This is a genomic window from Variovorax sp. YR752 (assembly GCF_943372545.1).
Map to the genome: position 1 here is coordinate 57,602 of NZ_CALRZC010000005.1, position 19,524 is coordinate 77,125.

General features: G+C 70.0%; 20 protein-coding genes. 15 read left to right on the forward strand and 5 right to left on the reverse strand.

What is annotated here, in order from left to right; translation table 11 throughout:
- Positions 1 to 14 precede the first annotated feature (14 nt).
- Positions 15 to 1,670, forward strand: coding sequence for a diguanylate cyclase (locus AAG801_RS02025; RefSeq protein WP_341886937.1), 1,656 nt, complete (start codon positions 15 to 17; stop codon positions 1,668 to 1,670).
- A 21-nt stretch (positions 1,671 to 1,691) separates the two neighbouring features.
- Here AAG801_RS02025 and AAG801_RS02030 read toward each other — a convergent pair whose 3' ends face one another.
- Positions 1,692 to 3,473 (reverse strand): glutamine--tRNA ligase/YqeY domain fusion protein, encoded by a 1,782-nt coding sequence (locus tag AAG801_RS02030; protein WP_341886938.1) that lies wholly within the window; start codon positions 3,471 to 3,473, stop codon positions 1,692 to 1,694.
- A 153-nt stretch (positions 3,474 to 3,626) separates the two neighbouring features.
- On the opposite strand from AAG801_RS02030, the gene AAG801_RS02035 reads away from it, so the two are divergent.
- The 3 genes from AAG801_RS02035 (at position 3,627) to AAG801_RS02045 (ending at position 4,609) form a co-directional block, all read left to right on the forward strand.
- Positions 3,627 to 4,094: a hypothetical protein gene (locus AAG801_RS02035; protein WP_341886939.1), complete on the forward strand. Its 468-nt coding sequence runs from the start codon at positions 3,627 to 3,629 to the stop codon at positions 4,092 to 4,094.
- Positions 4,095 to 4,235: 141 nt separating this feature from the next.
- A complete protein-coding gene (locus AAG801_RS02040) occupies positions 4,236 to 4,403 on the forward strand; it encodes a hypothetical protein (protein WP_341886940.1) in 168 nt (55 codons plus the stop codon).
- The gene (locus AAG801_RS02045) at positions 4,400 to 4,609 is read left to right on the forward strand and encodes a hypothetical protein (RefSeq protein WP_341886941.1); all 210 of its coding nucleotides are present in this window, start codon (positions 4,400 to 4,402) and stop codon (positions 4,607 to 4,609) included. The genes AAG801_RS02040 and AAG801_RS02045 overlap by 4 nt, the downstream gene beginning before the upstream one ends.
- A gap of 24 nt (positions 4,610 to 4,633) precedes the next feature.
- On the opposite strand, the gene AAG801_RS02050 is transcribed toward AAG801_RS02045, so the two are convergent.
- The 3 genes from AAG801_RS02050 to AAG801_RS02060 form a co-directional block, all read right to left on the reverse strand.
- A complete protein-coding gene (locus AAG801_RS02050; protein ID WP_341886942.1) occupies positions 4,634 to 5,449 on the reverse strand; it encodes a LytTR family DNA-binding domain-containing protein in 816 nt (271 codons plus the stop codon).
- Positions 5,446 to 6,528 carry a histidine kinase gene (locus AAG801_RS02055; protein ID WP_341886943.1) on the reverse strand — a complete coding sequence of 361 codons (1,083 nt, stop codon included), beginning with the start codon at positions 6,526 to 6,528 and terminating at the stop codon, positions 5,446 to 5,448. Before AAG801_RS02055 ends, AAG801_RS02050 begins: the two co-directional genes overlap by 4 nt.
- A 104-nt stretch (positions 6,529 to 6,632) precedes the next feature.
- Positions 6,633 to 7,121 (reverse strand): DUF1499 domain-containing protein, encoded by a 489-nt coding sequence (locus tag AAG801_RS02060; RefSeq protein WP_341886944.1) that lies wholly within the window; start codon positions 7,119 to 7,121, stop codon positions 6,633 to 6,635.
- A gap of 174 nt (positions 7,122 to 7,295) precedes the next feature.
- On the opposite strand from AAG801_RS02060, the gene AAG801_RS02065 reads away from it, so the two are divergent.
- Entirely contained in the window at positions 7,296 to 9,008 is a 1,713-nt protein-coding gene (locus AAG801_RS02065) for a M14 family metallocarboxypeptidase (protein WP_341886945.1), read from the forward strand.
- 9 nt (positions 9,009 to 9,017) lie between these two features.
- On the opposite strand, the gene AAG801_RS02070 is transcribed toward AAG801_RS02065, so the two are convergent.
- On the reverse strand, positions 9,018 to 10,586 hold the full coding sequence (locus AAG801_RS02070; RefSeq protein WP_341886946.1) for a helicase HerA-like C-terminal domain-containing protein: 1,569 nt from the start codon (positions 10,584 to 10,586) through the stop codon (positions 9,018 to 9,020).
- Positions 10,587 to 10,692: 106 nt separating this feature from the next.
- Between AAG801_RS02070 and AAG801_RS02075 the strand changes: the two genes are divergently transcribed.
- The 10 genes from AAG801_RS02075 to AAG801_RS02120 all read left to right on the forward strand — a co-directional run bounded on the left by AAG801_RS02075 (position 10,693) and on the right by AAG801_RS02120 (position 19,473).
- The gene (locus AAG801_RS02075; RefSeq protein ID WP_341886947.1) at positions 10,693 to 11,418 is read left to right on the forward strand and encodes a YebC/PmpR family DNA-binding transcriptional regulator; all 726 of its coding nucleotides are present in this window, start codon (positions 10,693 to 10,695) and stop codon (positions 11,416 to 11,418) included.
- Positions 11,415 to 12,695, forward strand: a complete 1,281-nt coding sequence (purD, locus tag AAG801_RS02080; protein WP_341886948.1) for a phosphoribosylamine--glycine ligase — start codon at positions 11,415 to 11,417, stop codon at positions 12,693 to 12,695. Before AAG801_RS02075 ends, purD begins: the two co-directional genes overlap by 4 nt.
- 4 nt (positions 12,696 to 12,699) lie before the next feature.
- Positions 12,700 to 13,314, forward strand: a complete 615-nt coding sequence (locus AAG801_RS02085; protein ID WP_341886949.1) for a 1-acyl-sn-glycerol-3-phosphate acyltransferase — start codon at positions 12,700 to 12,702, stop codon at positions 13,312 to 13,314.
- Positions 13,311 to 14,237 (forward strand): oxygen-dependent coproporphyrinogen oxidase, encoded by a 927-nt coding sequence (gene hemF / locus AAG801_RS02090; RefSeq protein WP_341886950.1) that lies wholly within the window; start codon positions 13,311 to 13,313, stop codon positions 14,235 to 14,237. The genes AAG801_RS02085 and hemF overlap by 4 nt, the downstream gene beginning before the upstream one ends.
- A complete protein-coding gene (nadD, locus tag AAG801_RS02095; RefSeq protein ID WP_341886951.1) occupies positions 14,234 to 14,836 on the forward strand; it encodes a nicotinate-nucleotide adenylyltransferase in 603 nt (200 codons plus the stop codon). The genes hemF and nadD overlap by 4 nt, the downstream gene beginning before the upstream one ends.
- The gene (gene rsfS, locus AAG801_RS02100; RefSeq protein ID WP_341886952.1) at positions 14,799 to 15,485 is read left to right on the forward strand and encodes a ribosome silencing factor; all 687 of its coding nucleotides are present in this window, start codon (positions 14,799 to 14,801) and stop codon (positions 15,483 to 15,485) included. The genes nadD and rsfS overlap by 38 nt, the downstream gene beginning before the upstream one ends.
- A 10-nt stretch (positions 15,486 to 15,495) precedes the next feature.
- Positions 15,496 to 15,963, forward strand: a complete 468-nt coding sequence (rlmH, locus tag AAG801_RS02105; RefSeq protein WP_341886953.1) for a 23S rRNA (pseudouridine(1915)-N(3))-methyltransferase RlmH — start codon at positions 15,496 to 15,498, stop codon at positions 15,961 to 15,963.
- Positions 15,964 to 15,967: 4 nt separating this feature from the next.
- Positions 15,968 to 16,573 (forward strand): Maf family protein, encoded by a 606-nt coding sequence (locus AAG801_RS02110; protein ID WP_341886954.1) that lies wholly within the window; start codon positions 15,968 to 15,970, stop codon positions 16,571 to 16,573.
- 24 nt (positions 16,574 to 16,597) lie between these two features.
- The gene (gene rng, locus AAG801_RS02115) at positions 16,598 to 18,082 is read left to right on the forward strand and encodes a ribonuclease G (RefSeq protein WP_341886955.1); all 1,485 of its coding nucleotides are present in this window, start codon (positions 16,598 to 16,600) and stop codon (positions 18,080 to 18,082) included.
- A gap of 176 nt (positions 18,083 to 18,258) precedes the next feature.
- Positions 18,259 to 19,473 carry an integrase arm-type DNA-binding domain-containing protein gene (locus AAG801_RS02120; RefSeq protein ID WP_341886956.1) on the forward strand — a complete coding sequence of 405 codons (1,215 nt, stop codon included), beginning with the start codon at positions 18,259 to 18,261 and terminating at the stop codon, positions 19,471 to 19,473.
- Positions 19,474 to 19,524: the final 51 nt, after the last annotated feature.

Consider the following 19,524-nt stretch of genomic DNA (forward strand, 5'->3'; position numbering starts at 1 on the left):
CCCTTCCGACGACGATGGACACCACCCGCACCCCGGCGGCCCGCCCCGGTGCCGAGACGCTGCCCGCGCAGATCGCCAAGGCGGCGCTGCGGCGCCTCGTGCTCGACAAGCAGGAGCCGACCCCCGAGAACTACGCCCGTGCCTATGCGCAGGAGTCCGGCGAGAACCCGCCGTCCGCCAGCGACGGTGCCGCGCTGGCCGCGCTGATCGGCAAACTGGTGCGCGGCGTCGAGCGTGGCGGCCGCCACTGGACGGCAGCGCGCCGCAAGGACAGCCTGCAGCGTGTGCTCGAGGGCAGCCGCAGCGACGCGAAGCGGCTGCAGCAGCGGCTGACACAACTGGCGGCGAGCTGGGACTCCGACACGCCGGACGCCGGTGTCGAGACCGAGCCGGCGCCGCTGGATGAACTCGGCACGCCAGCGCCGGCTGCGACGCCGGCGGCGATCGAGGCGCCGATCGCGCTGAACCTGGCCGACGAACGCCCCTGGGGCCGCATCGTCGGCACCCTCGGCCGGGCGACGCGCGAGGCGCTGCCGCCGCAAGACGCCGCCGCGCAGCAGCTCGCGCAGGCATTGAACGGGCTGGTCGAGCGCATCGGCAGCGAAGGTGCATCGACGCCGCTGGCCGAGGAGCTGGAGGCGATGTGCCGCCGTGCCGGCATCGTGCTGCAGCACCGCCATCACCTCGTCGACCAGCTCGGTGCGCTGTGCCAGGAGCTGACTGCCAGCCTGACCGACCTGGCCGAGGATGACAGCTGGGCCCAGGGCCAGTGCGACGCCATGCGCGTCAAGCTCGACGAGGGCCTGACCGCGCGCGGCGTGCGTGCCGTCAGCGAACTACTGCGCGACACCCGCGAGCGGCAGGGCGCCCTGCGCGCCGAGCGCGAGAAGGCGCGCGATGCGCTGAAGACGCTGATCAACCGCATGCTCGCCGAGCTCGGCGAACTGGGCTCGCAGACCGGCCGCTTCCACGAGAGCGTCGGGCGCTATGCCGACGTCATCGAGAAGGCCGATTCGCTCGAGAGCCTGGCCGGCGTGGTGCGCGAGATGGTCGAGGAAACGCGCACCGTGCAGGCACTGGTGCAGCAGACCCAGGGCAGGCTGCAGGAAGAGCACGCCAAGGCCAGCGAGCTGACGCAGCGTGTGGGTGAACTCGAGGGCGAGCTGCGCCGGCTGTCCAGCGAGGTCTCGACCGACCAGCTGACGCAGATCGCCAACCGCCGCGGCCTGCTGCAATCCTTCGACGTCGAGCGTGCGCGCGTCGAGCGCGACGGGCTCGCGCTGGCGGTCGGCCTGCTCGACATCGACAACTTCAAGCGCCTCAACGACGAGCTCGGCCATGCCGCCGGCGACGAGGCACTGCGCTCGCTCGCCGCGGTGGTCAGCAAGACGCTGCGCCCGACCGACATGGTGGCGCGCTACGGCGGCGAGGAGTTCGTCGTGCTGCTGCCGCAGACGCCGGTCGACGAGGGCCAGCAGATCCTGACCCGGCTCCAGCGCTCGCTGTCCGGCGGGCTGTTCATGCACGAGGAGAAGACGATCTTCGTCACCTTCTCGGCCGGGGTCACGGCCTACCGCGTCGGCGAGAGCATCGAGGCGGCGCTGGAGCGCGCCGACCAGGCGCTCTACGAGGCCAAGCGCACGGGCAAGAACCGGACGTGCATCGGCTGATGCGGCGCGCGCGAGGCGTGCCTATTTGGCCCAGGTGTCCTTCAGCCCGGTGATCCGGTTGAACACCGGCTTGTCGGGGCGGTGGTCGACCCGGTCGGTGACGAAGTAGCCGTGGCGCTCGAACTGCACGCGAACGTCCTTCGCCAGCGCGGCCATTGAGGGCTCGACGTAGCCGCTGACCACGCGCTTGCTGGCAGGGTTCAGGCTGGCCTTGAAGTCGCGCCCACCGGCATCCGGCTGCGGCTCGGTGAACAGGCGGTCGTACAGGCGCAGTTCCACCGGCACCGCGTCATGCGCGCCCACCCAGGTGATCGTGCCCTTGACCTTGACCTTGTCGGCGCCCGGCGTGCCGCTGCGCGTGTCGGGCACGACGGTGGCGAACACCTCCGTCACCTCGCCGGCCTCGTTCTTCGCGCAGCCGCTGCACTCGACCACCACGCCGTACTTCAGCCGCACCTTGTTGCCGGCGAAAAGGCGGAAGAAGCCCTTGGGCGGCACCTCGGCGAAGTCGTCGCGTTCGATCCACACAGCAGGGCCGAGGCCGAAGTGGCGCTCGCCCAGTTCGGGCCGATGCGGGTGCGCCGGTGCTCGGCAGGGCTCGCTGGCGGCTCCGCTGAACACCTCGCTCCAGTTGGTCAACGTCAGCTTGACCGGGTCGAGCACCGCCATCGCCCGCGGCGCCTTGCCCTCCAGGTCGTCGCGCAGCGCGATGTCCAGGCTGGCGTAGTCGGTCCAGCCGCCGGCCTTGCTGGTGCCGGCGCGCTCGCACATCAGGCGGATCGCCTCCGGCGTGTAGCCGCGCCTGCGCATGCCGACGATGGTGGGCATGCGCGGGTCGTCCCAGCCAGCGACGATCTTCTCCTCGACCAGGGCCTTCAGCTTGCGCTTGCTGGTGATCACGTAGGTGACGTTCAGCCGCGCGAACTCGTACTGGTGCGGCCGTGGCTGAGCCAGCAGGCCGAGGTTGGCGAGCGTGTCCAGCAGCCAGTCGTAGAACGGCCGCTGGTCCTCGAACTCCAGCGTGCAGATGCTGTGGGTGATCTGCTCGAGCGCGTCCTCGATCGGGTGCGCGAAGGTGTACATCGGATAGATGCACCACGAGTTGCCCGTGTTGTGGTGCTCGGCGTGCTTGATGCGGTAGATCGCCGGGTCGCGCATGTTGATGTTGGGCGACGACATGTCGATGCGCGCGCGCAGCACCATCGCGCCATCCGGGTGCTTGCCGTCGCGCATTTCGCGAAAGCGCGCCAGGTTCTCCGCCGGTGTGCGGTCGCGGAACGGGCTGGCGGTGCCCGGCGTGTTGAAGTCGCCGCGGTTGGCGCGCATCTGCTCGGGCGTCTGCTCGTCGACGTAGGCCAGGCCGGCCTCGATCAGCGCCTCGGCGGCGCGGTACATGAAGTCGAAGTAGTTGCTGGCGTAGTAGAGGTGGTCGACGCCGTTGGCCTGCCAGCCGAAGCCCAGCCACTGCACCGCGTCGAGGATGGAGTCGACGTACTCCTGCTCCTCTTTCTCCGGATTGGTGTCGTCGAAACGCATGTGGCACACACCGCCGTACTCCGCCGCCAGGCCGAAGTTCAGCGTGATGCTCTTGGCGTGGCCGATGTGCAGGTAGCCGTTCGGCTCGGGCGGGAAGCGGGTGCGGATGCGCGCCACGTCCAGCGGTGCCGCCGCGTGGTGCGCGGCATCGCCCGGCGAGCCGGCGAAGTGCCGCTGGGCATAGGTTCCCTGCTCGAGATCCCGCTCGATGATCTGGCGCAGGAAGTTGCTGGCTTTGGGGCTGTCGTCGGCGGGCGCGGAACTCATGGGCTGATTCTATCGATGAGGTCTGATGCAGCCCCCCTTGCGGGGGAGGTGCCGCGCAACATGTCTTTACCTGGAACCGTCAACGACGCCCCCCGCCGGCCGCGTTGTTGGCAGCAGGCACGCAACGACTGCGTGCCGTCCAAGGAGAATCGCATGAACAAGACCCTGATTGCCGCCTTCGCCACCGCAGCCACGCTGCTGGCCGCAGGCACCGCTCGGGCCGGCGACGTCCACTGGTCGATCGGCATCAACCTGCCGCCGATCGGCACGGTCATCTCCAACGTGCCGCAAGGCCCGGTCTACGCGCCCGCTCCGGTGATCTATTCGCCCCCGCCGGTGGTGTACGCGCCGCCGCCGGTGGTCTATGCACCGCCCCCGGTCGTCTACCGTCCGGTGCCGCGCGTGGTCTACCCCGCGCCGGTGGTGGTCCGCCAGCCGGTGCCGGTGGTCTACGGTCCGGGCTACTACGGCCACCGCCAGCAGGGTTGGGGCGACCGCGACCGTGACGGCATCCCGAACCGCTACGACCGCTACGACAACCGCCAGCAGCACTGGGACCGTGACCGCGACGGCATCCCGAACTGGCAGGATCGTCGCGACGATCGCAAGGGTCGCCACTGACATCCAGGCGGGTTCGAAACGAAGGGATTCGAGAACTCTCTCCAATCCCTTCCCCCCAACGAGCGATGCGCGCGAGCGGGGGTTCTCCTAGATTCAAGGCATCGGCGCAGCCTGCACCGATGCCCGCGAAGGAGAACCCGCATGAAGCACTACGAGTCATACGTGGCCGAAGCCAAGGCGCGGCGCCGCCGCCAGCTGGCCATCGGCGTCGTCGGTGCGGTGATGCTGGCCACGCTGGCCGTCACTGCCCTGGTCGTGTTGAGCCCGCCGGAGATTGCCCAGGTGGCCCTCGGGAGCAACGCCACATGAACCGCCACTCGCCGTCCCCCGATGTCATGTGGCCCTACCGGCCGCGCAACACGCACCTCGCCGCAGCGCCGGACGACGCTCCGGCGCTGCACGACGCAGGCTTCGACGACGTGGCCGCCCGCCTCGCCGGCCCGGGCCGAACGCTGCAGCAGATGATGGATGCGATGGTTCGCAGCGCTGTTGCGCAGTGCGAACTCACGCACTGAGGCATTGAGCCCGCCCCGCGGCCGTCACATCGGCTTGAAGCGGCTGGCGTAGAGGCGGCTGACGGTCAGCCGCTCGGCGTGGCCGCGCAGCGTCAGCGTGATCTTGCCGGCCTCGTCGCGCAGTGCGGTGGCAATCGCGTCCGCCCTCACCACGGTGCCGCGGTGCACTTGCCAGAATCGATCCGGATCGAGCTGCGGGAGCAACTCGCGCAACGAGGTGCGGATCAGGTGCTCGCGCTCAGCGGTGATGACGCGCACGTACTTGTCGGCCGCCTCGAAGTAGATCACCTCGGCGATGGGCACCAGGTGGATGGCCGAGCCGTTGCCCGCCTGGATCACGCTCAGCCGTGACGGCGAGCCTGCCGCCGCGCCCAGCCCTGGCGCCGCCAGCAGCGTGCGCAGCTGGGCGAGCGCGTGTTCGACACCCTCGCTGCCGGCCGGCGACGAGCGCTGTGCCAGGGCGGCACGCAGGCGGGCGCAGGTCTGTGCCAGGCGCTCCGGCTGCACCGGCTTGAGCAGGTAGTCGACGGCGGCCTGCTCGAACGCCTGCAGCGCGTACTGGTCGTAGGCGGTGACGAAGACCAGCAGCGGTGGCGGGCTGCCCTCGGGCCAGTCTTCGCCGATGGCCTGCGCCGCCTCGAGGCCGCCCATGCCGGGCATGCGGATGTCGAGGAAGACAATGTCCGGCCGCAGCGCCAGCGCCTGTTCCACCGCCGCGGCACCGTGCGGCGCCTGCGCCACCACCTCGAGTTCCGGCCACAGGCGCGCCAGTTCGGCGCGCAGGTGCTCGGCGAGCAAGGTTTCGTCTTCGGCAATCAGGGCCGTGGTGGTGTTGTTCATGGTGCGATCGGCAGTCGGATGACGGCCAGCGTGCCGCCGTCGGCGTCATCGGCCGGTTCGAGCGTCAGCGTGCCACGTTCGCCGTAGAGCGTGGCCAGGCGCTCGCGCACCTGCTGCAGCCCGAATCGGGTGCCGTCGGCGGCGGGCTTTGCCAGCCCGTTGCCGGTGTCGCGCACGCGCAGCACCAGCGTGTCATCGCAACGCTCGGCAGTGATCTCGATGCGGCCGCCGGCGATCTTCGGCTCGAGCCCGTGACGGATGCTGTTCTCCACCAGCGGCTGCAGCAGCAGCGGCGGCACCGGCAGGCTGGCCAGCTCGTCGGGCAGGTCCAGCCGCGTGTGCAGCCGCTCGCCCATGCGAACCTGCATCAGCGCGAGGTAGTCGGCCAGCCGGGCGAACTCGGCGGACAGCGCATGCCGGCCGACCCGCGAGGCACTCAGCGTGGCGCGCAGGAAGGCGATCAACTGGTCGAGCATCGCCTGCGCGCGCGGCGGGTCGAGCGCGATCAGCACGCGCAGGTTGGCCAGCGTGTTGAACAGCATGTGCGGCTCGAGCTGCGCCTCCAGCAACCGGAGCTGCGCCTCGGTGGCCTGGCGCTGCGCCTGCTGCGCGCGTGCCTCGGTGGCGGCGAGTCGGCCGCGCGTGTAGAAGAACCAGGTGGCGATCACGCCGGGCACGAGCGAGAAGAACACCAGCGACGCGGCGCGCACCGGACCTTCGAACAGCAGTCCCGGCGCGTCGCGGCCCGTGATCAGGTTGCCGATCGTGTGGCCGCTCTGGTACCCGAGCACGGTGCCGAGCAGCAGCACCGGCACCATCCAGGGCCAGCCGGGCCAGTGCGCGTCGGCGGCGACGCGCCTGCGGTTCACCCAGCGCGCTGCCAGCAACCGGCCGCCGTCGATGAAGAACCAGCAGCCGAACGTGATCGGCACGGCATAGGCCAGCGACACGCCCAGGTTGCGCGGCGTCATCAGTGCGAACAGCAGCGCGATGCCGCTGCCGACGCCGATCACCCTGAGCCCGCGCAGCATGAAGCTGCGCCAGACGGGCGTGGAGACGGCGTCGAGGGCAGGGGGCATGGACGGCATTCTGGCGTGGTCGCGCCCCGGTGGTGTCCGCGGTGCGACCGGCGGGGCGCCGGCGGCGCGAAACGCCGCCACGGCGGCGCGAACGGGACGAGCGCTCAGCCGCCCGTCAGCCGCGCGCGGATCGCCTCGATGCGCTCGCGGTTGACGCCGAAGTCCTTGCGGCCGATGCGTGACGCCGAGCGCACCTGGATCACGCCGGCGCGCGGGTCGAACCAGAACTCGCAGTCGTCGACGAACTTCATCCAGCGTGTCGTGAACTGCACGTAGAGGTAGCCAGGGTCGCTCTTGACCACCTTGGCGCCGTCCATGCTCTCGACGATGCGGCGTATGCGCTCGAGCGTCTGCGGGCCGCCGTCGGCGGCCGGGAAGGGCGCCACCTGCGCGTAGGCGCGCTGCGGGTTGTCGGGGTACAGACCGGCCTGGCTGCTGACGCTGTTCGGAGACGTCGATGGCGGCTTCAGGCGACCGTCGCGCGCGCCCAGGTCGTTCGGCATGCGGCCGCGCAGCAGGCCGAACTGGGCGGCCAGCGCCACCGCCAGCGCCAGCAGCACGATGGCGAGGAGGATTGTCTTCAGCAGTGGCATGGCGTCGGAATCGGAGGCAGGACGCCCGATTGTGCGGTGTCCGGCAGACCCTGGCCTATAGTTCGCGCTCCGCCCCTGGCAGACCGTTCGACCGACCGATCGACCGACCCCGCAATGCCGATGCTCCGACCGCTGCGTGATCGCCCGGGCCGAGGCCCATCGAACCGCTTGCCGATGCGGCTGCTGACCGCCGGGCTGTTGTGCAGCGTTGTCGTCGGCTGCGCCACGCCGCCACCGGCCAGACCGAGGCCGGCGGCTCCGATTCCCCCGACCACCGGCAGCGTGCCGGCGCTGCCGCCGGCCGCTGCGCTGCCCGTATCACCACCGGCAGCGCAGGCTGCGGTCGCCGCGGTTCCCGCCGCACCGGCCAGTGCGCCCGAGACTGCCGGCGTGGCGGCGCGCTTTCCCGACCCGCCGCTGCGCGAGGTCACGCCGGCGCTGGTCGACGGTCGTCCAGGCTTCACCAGCCAGGCGGAGCTGCAGTCGCTGCTGCGCACGCTGGCGGCGGAGCCGGCTGCCGGAGGAACGCGCATCAGGCTGCTCGTGCCGGGTGTGTCGCAGTCGGGCCAGCCGATCGAGGCGCTGCTGCTGTCGCGCGCCGCAGAGCTGGCGCCGGCGGAGCTGCACGCCTCCGGCCGGCCGACGGTGTTGCTGATCGGTCAGCAACATGGTGACGAGCCTGCAGGCGCCGAGGCGCTGCTGGTGCTGGCACGCCAGATCGCCCAGGGCCCGCTGGCGCCCTTGCTCGACCGGCTGAACGTGATCGTGCTACCGCGAGCCAATCCGGACGGCGCCCAGGACGGCCGGCGCGCCACCGCCAGCGGCCTGGACGCCAACCGCGACCACCTGCAGCTGCGCACGCCCGAGGCGCAGGCGATCGCCGCGCTGTGGCGCGACTATCAGCCGGCCGTGGTGGTCGACGCCCACGAGTACCCGCCGATCGAGCCCTACCGCGAGCGCTTCGGGGCGGTGGCACGTGCCGACGTGCTGCTGCAGTACGCGACCACGGCCAACATGCACGAGTTCGTCACCCGCGCCGCGCACGAGTGGTTCCGCCCCCCGCTGCTGGACAGCCTCGCACGCGAAGGGCTGACGGTGGATTGGTACCACACGCTCGCCACCGCGCCCGGCGACCGCCGCGTCGCGATGGGCGGCCCGCGGCCGGACACCGGGCGCAACGCTGCCGGGTTGCGCCATGCCGTCAGCCTGCTGATCGAGACGCGCGGCGTCGGCCTGGGCCGCGCGCATCTGGCGCGCCGTGTACACGCGCAGCTGGTCGCCGCGACCAGCGTGCTCAACACCACCGCGGCGCGTGCTGACGACCTCGCGCGGCTGCGCCGCTTCGTCGAGACCGAGACCACCACGCTGGCGTGCAGCGGCGAGGTGGTGGTGGAGGCGGCGCCCACCGCCAGCGAGTACGTGCTGAACCTGCTCGACCCCACCTCCGGCACCGACAAGTCAATCGGCGTGGCCTGGGAGTCGTCGCTGCAGTTGCAGCCGCTGAAGACCCGACCCCGCCCGTGCGGCTACTGGCTCGCCGCCGGCGAGCGCGAGGCGGCGCTGCGCCTGCGCGGCCTCGGCCTGGCGGTGCAGCGCATCGAGGCCACCGGTGTCGTGCGTGGCGAGGCCTACCGCGAGACCTCGCGCTCGGCCGTTGCCGACACGCCCGGCGCGGTGCTGCCGCAGGTGGAGACGGTGCCGGCGCTGCTGGATGTCGTGCCGGGAAGCTGGTACGTGCCGCTGGACCAGCCGTTGGCGAACCTCGCCGTCGCAGCGCTCGAGCCGGACACGCCGAGCAGCTACGTCGCCAACGGGTTGGTCAGCGGCGTGACGGCGGTGTCGCGCGTGCTGGCCCGGCCGGGTTTCCGCACCAGCCCGCTGCCCTGAAGCGGCGGCTTACCGGCGCCGGGAGCCGCCACCGAGGATGCCGCCGAGCACGCCGCGGATGATCTCGCGGCCGACCGCCGAGCCGACGCTGCGCATGGCAGAGCGGGCGGCCGATTCGGCCAGGCCCTCGCGCTTGCCGCCGCGCGGGCCGGTGGAGCCGAACAGCACGTCCTTCAGCCCGCCAAGCAGCCCGCCGCCTTCTTCCTGCGGCGCCTGCTGCGAGGCCTGGCCGGGCAGCGTGCGCGGCGCCTTCGCGGCGCGTTCGGCCTCGGCGGCCATGTCGCGGGCCGTATCCGCACTCTGCGCGGCGCGGCCCTTGAGCTTCTCGTAGGCCGACTCGCGGTCGACCGTCTTCTCGTACACGCCGGCCACCAGCGAGCCGGCGATCAGCGCCTTGCGCTGCTCCGGCGTGATCGGCCCGATCTGGCTGCCCGGCGGGATCACGAACACCCGCTCGGTGACGCTCGGCCGGCCCTTGGCGTCGAGGAAGCTGACCAGCGCCTCGCCCACCGCCAGTTCGGTGATCGCCGTCTCGATGTCGACCTTCGGATTGGCGCGCATCGTCGTCGCCGCGGCCTTGACCGCCTTCTGGTCGCGAGGCGTGAAGGCGCGCAGCGCGTGCTGCACGCGGTTGCCGAGCTGGGCCAGCACGGTGTCGGGGATGTCCAGCGGGTTCTGCGTCACGAAGTACACGCCCACGCCCTTGCTGCGCACCAGGCGCACGACCAGCTCGATGCGCTCGATCAGCGCCGGCGGCGCCTCCTTGAACAGCAGGTGCGCCTCGTCGAAGAAGAACACCAGCTTCGGCTTGTCCAGATCACCCACCTCGGGCAGCTGCTCGAACAGCTCGGACAGCATCCACAGCAGGAAGGTCGCGTACAGACGCGGCGCGTTCATCAGCTTGTCGGCGGCGAGGATGTTGATCACGCCCTTGCCGCTCTCGGTCTGCATGAAGTCCTGGATGTCGAGCATCGGCTCGCCGAAGAACCTGTCGCCGCCCTGTTCGTCGATCTGCATCAGGCCGCGCTGGATGGCGCCGACGCTGGCCGCGCTGACGTTGCCGTACTCGGTCTGGAACTCGCTGGCGTTGTCGGCCACGTACTGCAGCATCGCGCGCAGGTCCTTCAGGTCGAGCAGCGCCATGCCGTGGTCGTCGGCGATCTTGAAGACCAGCGACATCACGCCCTGCTGGGTCTCGTTGAGCGCCAGCATGCGCGCCAGCAGCAGCGGGCCCATGTCGCTGACGGTGGCGCGCACCGGGTGGCCCTGCTCGCCGAACACGTCCCACAGCGTCGACGGGCAGACGAAGGGCTCGGGTTCGGGCAGGCCGCGTTCCTTCAGGATCGCCTGCACCTTGGGCGGCAGCGCACCCTTCTGGCTGATGCCGGTCAAGTCGCCCTTCACGTCGGCCATGAACACCGGCACGCCGAGCTTGCTGAAGTTCTCGGCCAGCGTCTGCAGCGTGATCGTCTTGCCGGTGCCGGTGGCGCCGGTGATCAAGCCGTGGCGGTTGGCCAGGCCGGGCAGCAGGTGGCATTCGATGTCGCCGTGCTTGGCAACCAGGATCGGGTCGGGCATCGTGGGCTCCTGTGGCGGGGCGGTGCAGGGGGCGGGACGTAAAATCGCAGTCTAGCCAACTACACAGGCTGCCACCGACCGAAGTGGCGCCATCGCAGAGGAACCTATGGCCGGTCATTCCAAGTGGGCCAACATCCAGCATCGCAAGGGCCGCCAGGACGAGAAGCGCGGCAAGGTCTGGACCCGCATCATCCGTGAAATCATGGTCGCGGCCCGTCAGGGCGGCGGCGACATGGCCATGAACCCGCGCCTGCGCCTGGCGGTGGACAAGGCCAAGGCCGCGAACATGCCGGCCGACACGATCAAGAAGAACATCGACAAGGCGACCGGCAACCTCGAGGGTGTCAGCTACGAGGAGATCCGCTACGAGGGCTACGGCATCGGCGGCGCGGCGATCATCGTCGACTGCATGACCGACAACCGCGTGCGCACGGTGGCCGAAGTGCGCCACGCCTTCAGCAAGTACGGCGGCAACCTCGGCACCGAAGGCTCGGTGGCCTTCCAGTTCAAGCACTGCGGCCAGTTCGTGTTCGCGCCGGGCACCAGCGAGGACAAGGTGATGGAAGTCGCGCTCGAGGCCGGCGCCGAGGATGTGGTGACCGGAGAAGACGGCTCCATCGAGGTGCTGTGCGCGCCGGCCGACTTCGAGGCGGTGAAGACGGCGCTCGAAGCCGCCGGCCTGAAGCCCGAGATCGCCGAGGTGACGATGCGCGCCGAGAACAGCATCGTGCTGGCCGGCGAGGACGCGCAGCGCATGCAGAAACTGCTCGACGTCATCGAGGATCTCGACGACGTGCAGGACGTGTTCCACAACGCCGAGATCGAAGAATGAAGGTTCTCGTCATCGGCAGCGGCGGCCGCGAGCACGCGCTGGCCTGGAAGCTGGTGCAGTCGCCCAGGATGCAGACGGTCTACGTCGCGCCGGGCAACGGCGGCACCGCGCTCGACAAGCGGCTGCACAACGTCGCCATCACCGACCACGACGCACTGGCCGACTTCGCCGTCGCCGAGAAGATCGTGCTGACGGTGGTCGGCCCCGAGGCGCCGCTGGCCGGCGGCATCGTCGACACCTTCCGCGCGCGTGGCCTGCGTGTCTTCGGGCCGACGAAAGCGGCGGCCCAGCTGGAGAGCTCCAAGGCCTTCGCCAAGGAGTTCATGAAGCGCCACGGCATCCCGACCGCGGCCTACGAGACCTTCTCCGATGCTGCCGCGGCGCACGCCTACGTGGATGGCCGCGGTGCGCCGATCGTCATCAAGGCCGATGGCCTGGCCGCCGGCAAGGGCGTGGTGGTGGCAACCACGCTGGACGAGGCGCACCAGGCGATCGACTGGATGTTGCTGGACAACAAGCTGGGCGTCACCCACAACCAGGGTGGCGCGCGCGTGGTGATCGAGGATTTCCTCGAGGGCGAGGAAGCCAGCTTCATCGTGCTGGCCGACGGCAAGAACGTCGTCCCGCTGGCCACCAGCCAGGACCACAAGCGCCTGCACGACCACGACCAGGGGCCGAACACCGGCGGCATGGGTGCCTACTCGCCCGCGCCGGTGGTCACCCCCAACGTGCATGCCCGGGTGATGCACGAGATCATCCTGCCGACGCTGGCCGGCATGGCCGCCGACGGCATGCCCTTCACTGGCTTCCTCTACGCCGGCCTGATGATCGACGCGCAAGGCCAGCCGCGCACGGTGGAGTTCAACTGCCGCATGGGCGACCCGGAGACGCAGCCGATCATGATGCGGCTCAAGAGCGACCTGTTCGACGTGCTGATGCACGCCACCGCCGGCACGCTGGACCAGGTCGAGCTCGACTGGGACCGCCGCGTCGCCCTCGGCGTGGTGATGGCCGCGCATGGCTACCCGCTGACGCCGCGCAAGGGCGACGTCATCGCCGACATCCCGCCCGAGGCGGGCGACGCGATGATCTTCCACGCCGGCACGACGCTGCAGGACGGCCACCTCGTCGTCTCGGGCGGCCGCGTGCTGTGCGTGACCGCGCTGGGTGATTCGGTCAAGCAGGCGCAGGCGCGCGCCTACGAGGCCCTGCGCCCGATCCAGTTCGACGGCGCGCAGTACCGCAGTGACATCGGCTTTCGCGCCATCAAACGCTGATGCCGTGGCGGCACCGGTCGAGCTGATGCAGCGCCCGGTGCAACTGCGCGGCAGCCGGCTGGCCAAGGCCCTGCTGCGCCTGGCCGGCTGGCGCGTTGTGTTCGACGGACTGCCGGCGGCGCAGGGCGTGGCGATCGCCTACCCGCACACCTCGAACTGGGACTTCGTCGTCGGCATCCTGGCCAAGTGGGGCATCGGCCTGCCGGTCACCTTCTGGGGCAAGGACAGCCTGTTCCGCGTGCCGCTGCTCGGCCGCTGGATGCGCTGGATCGGCGGCGTGCCGGTGGATCGGCGCAACGCCAGCGGCATCGTCGGCGAGATGGCACAGGCGCTGCAGAAGGCGCGTGCCGACGGCCGCTTCCTCTGGCTCGCACTCGCCCCTGAGGGCACGCGCGGCTACGTCGAGGGCTGGCGCAGCGGCTTCTACCACGTGGCCGTGGCGGCGCAGGTGCCGCTCGGCCTGGTTTTCTTCGACTATGCGCGCCGCGAGGTCGGCTTCCGGCGCTTCCTGCAACTCAGCGGCGATGCCGTCGCGGACATGGCGGCCATCGCGCAGGGCTTCGACGCCTGCACCGGCCGCCGGCCGCAGCTCGCCGCACCGATCCGCTTCAAGCCATGACCGACATCGCCCGCGTTCGCAGCTACCTGCTTGGCCTGCAGGACCGCATCGTCAGCACGATGCAGGCCGAGGACGGCAAGACCTTCATGCGCGACGGCTGGCAGCGCGAGCCCGGCGGCCGGCTGGAGGGCGACGGCCTGTCGCAGCTGGTGGAAGAAGGCCATCTGCTCGAGCGCGGCGGCTGCAACTTCAGCCATGTGAAGGGCAAGGCGATGCCGCCCTCGGCGACGGCGCACCGCCCCGAACTCGCCGGCGCACCTTTCGAGGCGCTGGGAGTCTCGCTGGTGTTCCACCCGCGCAACCCATACGTGCCGACGGTGCACATGAACGTGCGCATGTTCGCGGCCATGCCCGAGGGCCGCGAGCCGGTGGCCTGGTTCGGCGGTGGCATGGACCTGACCCCCTACTACGGCTTCGAGGAAGACGCGGCGCATTTCCACCGTGTCAACCGCGACGCGCTGGCGCCATTCGGCGAAGACAAGTTCCCGCGCTTCAAGCAGTGGTGCGACGAGTACTTCTTCCTCAAGCACCGCAACGAGCCGCGCGGCATCGGCGGCGTGTTCTTCGACGACTTCTCCGAGCTCGGCTTCGAGCGCAGCCTCGGCATGGTGCAGGCGGTGGGCGACGCGTTCCTCGATGCCTACCTGCCGATCGTGCGCCGCCGCCGCGACACGCCCTACGGCGAGCGCGAGCGCGACTTCCAGGCTTACCGCCGCGGCCGCTACGTCGAGTTCAACCTGGTGTTCGACCGCGGCACGCTGTTCGGCCTGCAGTCGGGCGGGCGCACCGAGAGCATCCTGATGTCGATGCCGCCGATCGTGAAGTGGCGCTACGACTGGCACCCCGAGGCGGGCTCGCCGGAGGCGAAGCTGTACAGCGACTTCCTGCGGCCGCGCGACTGGGCGGAGTGGACGTCGGCTTGATTCACGTTCGGCGCAGGATCGGGTTGTTCGGCGGCACCTTCGACCCGCCGCACAACGCCCACGTCGCGCTGGCCACGCTGGCGCTGCACGAACTGGCACTCGACGAGCTGCGCTGGATCCCCGCCGGCCAGCCATGGCAGAAGGAGCGTGTCATCACCCCGGCCGCACACCGCGAGGCCATGGTGCGCCTGGCGATGGGCGAGGAGCCGCGCTTCGTGCTCGAACGCTGCGAAGTGCAACGCCGCGGCCCCAGCTACACGCTCGACACCGTGCGCGAGCTGCAGGCAAGGCAGCCCGGCGCCGAGTGGTTCCTCGTCATCGGCCAGGACCAGTACGCCGGCCTGCACACCTGGCGCGACTGGCGCGAGCTGCTCGGCCGCGTGACGATCGCGGTGGCCAACCGCCCGGGCGTGGCGGTCGAGCCGCACGGCGACGTCAAGGCCGTCGCCCACCGCGCCGTGCCACTGGCGATGCTGGACATTGCCTCCACCAACATCCGCGCGCGTGTCGCTGCCGGGCAGGACATCGCCTCGCTGGTGCCCGTCAGCGTCGCGCGATATATTGAAGCGAACCATCTTTACAACGCCCCTCGGGGCTGAACTGGAGCCCACCCTGGACATCCGCAAGCTGCAACGCGCCATCGTCGACGGTCTCGAAGACGTGAAGGCACAGAACATCGTTGTCTTCAACACCGAGCACCTCTCGCCACTGTTCGAGCGTGTCATCGTCGCCTCGGGCACGAGCAACCGGCAGACCAAGGCACTGGCCGCCAGCGTGCGCGACGCGGTCAAGACCAAGGGCTTCCCGCTGCCGCGCACCGAGGGCGAGGACAACGGCGAATGGATCATCGTCGACTGCGGCAGCGCGGTCGTGCACGTGATGCAGCCGGCCATCCGCGACTACTACCGCCTCGAGGAAATCTGGGGCGGCAAGCCGGTCAAGCTGAAGGTCGACACCACGCCGGTGAAGCTGGTGAAGGCCTCGGAAGAGGCCGCCCCGGCGAAGAAGGCCACTGCGAAGAAGCCGGCACCGGCGGGCAAGACCACCGCGGCGAAGAAGACGCCGGCCGCGCCCAAGGCCGCTGCGGCGAAGAAGGCTGCGCCCGCGAAGAAAACTGCACCGGCGCGCAAGGCGCCGGTTGCCAGGAAGGCCGCGCCTGCTGCGAAGAAGCCGGTTGCGGCGAAGAGGGCCCCGGCCAAGAAGGCACCGGCCAAGAAGGCGCCGGCCAGGCGCAGCAGCAAGGCGTGACGCCGCACCGATGAAGCTGGTGCTCGCCGCCGTCGGCCAGCGCCAGCCCGCCTGGGCCGATGCGGCCTACGCCGACTTCGCCAAGCGCTTCCCGCCGGAGATGCGGCTGGAGCTGAAGGCGGTGAAGGCCGAGCCGCGCGGCTCGAAGACGGCCGAGCAGCTGATGGCGGCGGAGGCCGCACGACTCGAGGCCGCGGCGCCGAAAGCGGCGCGGCGCATCGTGCTCGACGAGCGCGGCGACCGCGTGACGACGCCGCAGCTCGCCCAGCACTTGCAGGCCTGGCAGCGCGACGGCCGCGACGCGGTGATCTTCATCGGCGGGCCCGATGGCCTGCATCCCGAGTTGAAGGCCAGCGCCGACGAGACGCTGCGCCTGTCCGACCTGACGCTGCCGCATGCCTTCGTGCGCGTGCTGCTCGCCGAGGCGCTGTACCGCGCCTGGACCGTCATGGTCAACCACCCCTATCACCGCGAGTGAGCGGATGGCCCACGACTGGATCTACCTCGCCTCGCAAAGCCCGCGCCGCCGGCAACTGCTCGAACAGATCGGCGTTCGCCACGAGCTGCTGCTGCCGCAGCCGCACGAGGACGCCGAGGCGCTGGAGGCCGAACGCGAGGGCGAGCTGCCGGCCGACTACTGCGAGCGCGTCACGCGCGCCAAACTGCATGCGGCGCGCGCCCGACTGCTTGCGACGAAGCGCGAGGCGGCACCCATCCTCTGCTCCGACACCACCGTGGCGCTGGGCCGGCGGATCCTCGGCAAGCCGCGCGACGCCGCGCACGCGGTCGAGACGCTCGCTGCCTTGTCCGGCCGCACCCACCGCGTGATCACGGCAGTGGCCGTGGCATCGGGCCGCCGCGAATGGCTGGCGGTGAACGTCTCGCGGGTCCATGTCGCCGCGATTCCCGCGCGCGAGATCGAGCGCTACGTCGCCGGCGGCGAGCCGTTCGGCAAGGCCGGTGCCTACGCGATCCAGAGCGGCATCGCGGCCTGGATCAGCCGGATCGAGGGCAGCTACTCCGGTATCATGGGTTTGCCTCTCTTCGAGACGGCACAACTCCTCAGGCAGGCCGGCGTGCGCTTCTGACGCACGCCCACGACGTACCGCCGCATGCAAGACATCCTGATCAACTGGGCACCGCAGGAAACGCGCGTTGCCATCGTCGAGAACGGCGCGGTGCAGGAGCTGCACATCGAACGCGCGCTCGAGCGCGGGCTGGTCGGCAACATCTACACGGGGCGCGTCGCACGCGTGCTGCCGGGCATGCAGTCGGCCTTCGTCGACATCGGCCAGGAACGCGCCGCCTTCCTGCACGTGGCAGATGTGCACGTTGCCGGAGCCGCGCACGGCGGAGCGCGCGGCGACGGCAGTGGCGCGCAGACGCCGATCGAGCGCCTCGTCTTCGAGGGGCAGACGTTGATGGTGCAGGTCATCAAGGACGCCATCGGCACCAAGGGTGCGCGCCTGTCCACGCAGATCAGCATCGCCGGGCGGCTGCTCGTCTTCCTGCCGCAGGACGACCACATCGGCATCTCGCAGAAGATCGGCTCGCACGAACTGCGAGAGCAGCTGCGCGCGCGCATGACGGCGCTGGTCGCCACCACCGACGGCTCACCCACCGGCGGCTTCATCCTGCGCACCAACGCGGAGGAGGCGAGCGACGAGGAACTCGCCGACGACATCGCCTACCTGCGCAAGACCTGGGGTGTGGTGCGCGAGCGCGGCTTCAGCTCGCCGCCGGGCACGCTGCTGCACCAGGACCTGAGCCTGGTCGAGCGCGTGCTGCGCGACCTCGCGCACGACGCCACCGGCGCGATCCGCATCGACTCGAAGATGCAGTTCGACATCCTCAAGGCCTTCGGCGAGGAGTTCACACCAGGCTCGGTGGCCAAGCTCGAGCACTACAAGGGCGAGCGGCCGATCTTCGACCTGTTCAACATCGATGCCGAGGTCGCCAAGGCGCTGGCGCGGCGTGTCGACCTGAAGAGCGGCGGCTACCTCATCATCGACCAGACCGAGGCGTTGACGACGATCGACGTCAACACCGGCGGCTTCGTCGGTGCGCGCAACTTCGACGACACCATCTTCAAGACCAACCTCGAGGCGGCGCTGGCCATCGCGCGGCAGCTGCGGCTGCGCAATCTCGGCGGCATCATCATCATCGACTTCATCGACATGTCGCGCGAGGAGCACCAGAACGCGGTGCTCGCCGAACTGCGCAAGCAGCTCTCGCGCGACCGCACCAAGATCACCGTCAGCGGCTTCACGCAGCTGGGGCTGGTGGAGATGACGCGCAAGCGCACCCGCGAATCGCTCGCCCACATGCTGTGCCAGCCCTGCCCGGTGTGCGAGGGCAAGGGCCAGGTGAAGACGGCGCGCAGCGTCTGCTACGACATCCTGCGCGAGATCCTGCGCGAGGCGCGGCAGTTCAACCCGAAGGAGTTCCGCGTCATCGCCAGCGCGGCGGTGGTGGAGATGATGCTCGACGAGGAGAGCCAGCACCTGGCCGGCCTGTCGGACTTCATCGGCAAGCCGATCTCGCTGAAGGCCGAGCCGTTCGCCTCGCCGGAGCAGTACGACATTGTTCTGATGTGAGGTTTCACGGCGTCTCTTGCCGACCCACTTGCCACCCGCAAACCCGCGTGAATCCTGGCGTTTCCGGGTTTCAGCGCTTCTCCAGGGCTCTTGAAGTCCCACCCTGTCCCACCAGAATTTGGTAGCTGGAATGGTAGCTAGAGAGGTAGCTGCGATCCGGTGCCAAGGAGCTGGGCATGGCAGGAGAGCGGGGCAGGCTGACGGACCTTCAGATCCGTCACTGGATCAAGGCGGGCGAGCCGCTGGCGAAGGCTGACGGTGGTGGGCTGACCTTCACCCTGTCGGCCGGCGGCGCGGCGGGCTGGGTGCTTCGCTACAGCCACGGTGGGCGGCGCCGCGAGTTGACCATCGGACGCTACCCCGACATTGGCCTGGCCGACGCGCGCGGCATTGCCACCATCAAGCGCGCCGAGATCATGCAGGGTCGCAACCCGGCCGCCGACAAGCAGAAGGCCAAGGCCACGGCCGCGAAGGACTGGACCGTGCGCGAGCTGGCCAAGGACTACCGCGCGAAGAAGCTGGTGAACCTCGCGCACAGCACGCAGGTCAGCTATGGCCGCCACCTCAAGCGCGTGGAGAAGAAGCTCGGCGCGCTGACGGTGCGCGAGATCGAGGCCTCCGACGTGGTCGCGCTCATCGAGGCCAGCGGTCTGACCTGGGGCGAGTCGAACATGCTGTTGATCACCACCAAGTGCCTGTTCACGCATGCCTGCGGCAAGCGGCTGATCAACGTGAACCCGTGCCACGGGATCATGTTGTCGGCGCTGCTGGGTGAGCGCCCGCCGAAGCGACAGCGGTTGATGCTGACGCGCGACGAGATCCAGTTGCTGCTGGGTGCCGAGCTGCGCCGGCGCAATGCGCTGGCCATCCGCGTCCTGCTCGCTACCGCCGTGCGCAGCGCCGAGATCTACCAGGCGAAGTGGGTGGACGTCGACCTGGATGGCGCGCAGTGGCACATTCCGAGGAGCAAGACCGGTGCGGCGATGGACATCCCGCTGGCTCCGGTCGTCGTCGACTGGTTCAACGAACTGCGCACGCTGGCCGGCGAATCGGCCTACGTGCTGCCCGCGCATTCACGCAGCCGTGCCGCGCGCCACGGTGGCGACACGCATCTCAACAAGGACACCTTGCGCGAAGCCATCGACCACTGGCTGCGGACCGAGGAGCCCGCCGTGCGGCGCTTCACGCCACACGACCTGCGGAGCACGGTGAAGTCGCACATGCGCGCGCTTGGCGTACCGCGCGACATCTCGGAGATGTGCCTCAATCACAAGTTGTCGGGTGTCGAAGGGATCTACGACAGGCACACGTACTTTGAGGAGAGGCGAGCGGCGCTGGAAAAGTGGGCGGAGTTCCTGGAGCGCTGCGAGACGAAGCACCATCCGATGTAGCAAAGGTTCGCCGCGTCCGGGCAGAAGGCCCGCCGGTCTGCCGGGACTTCG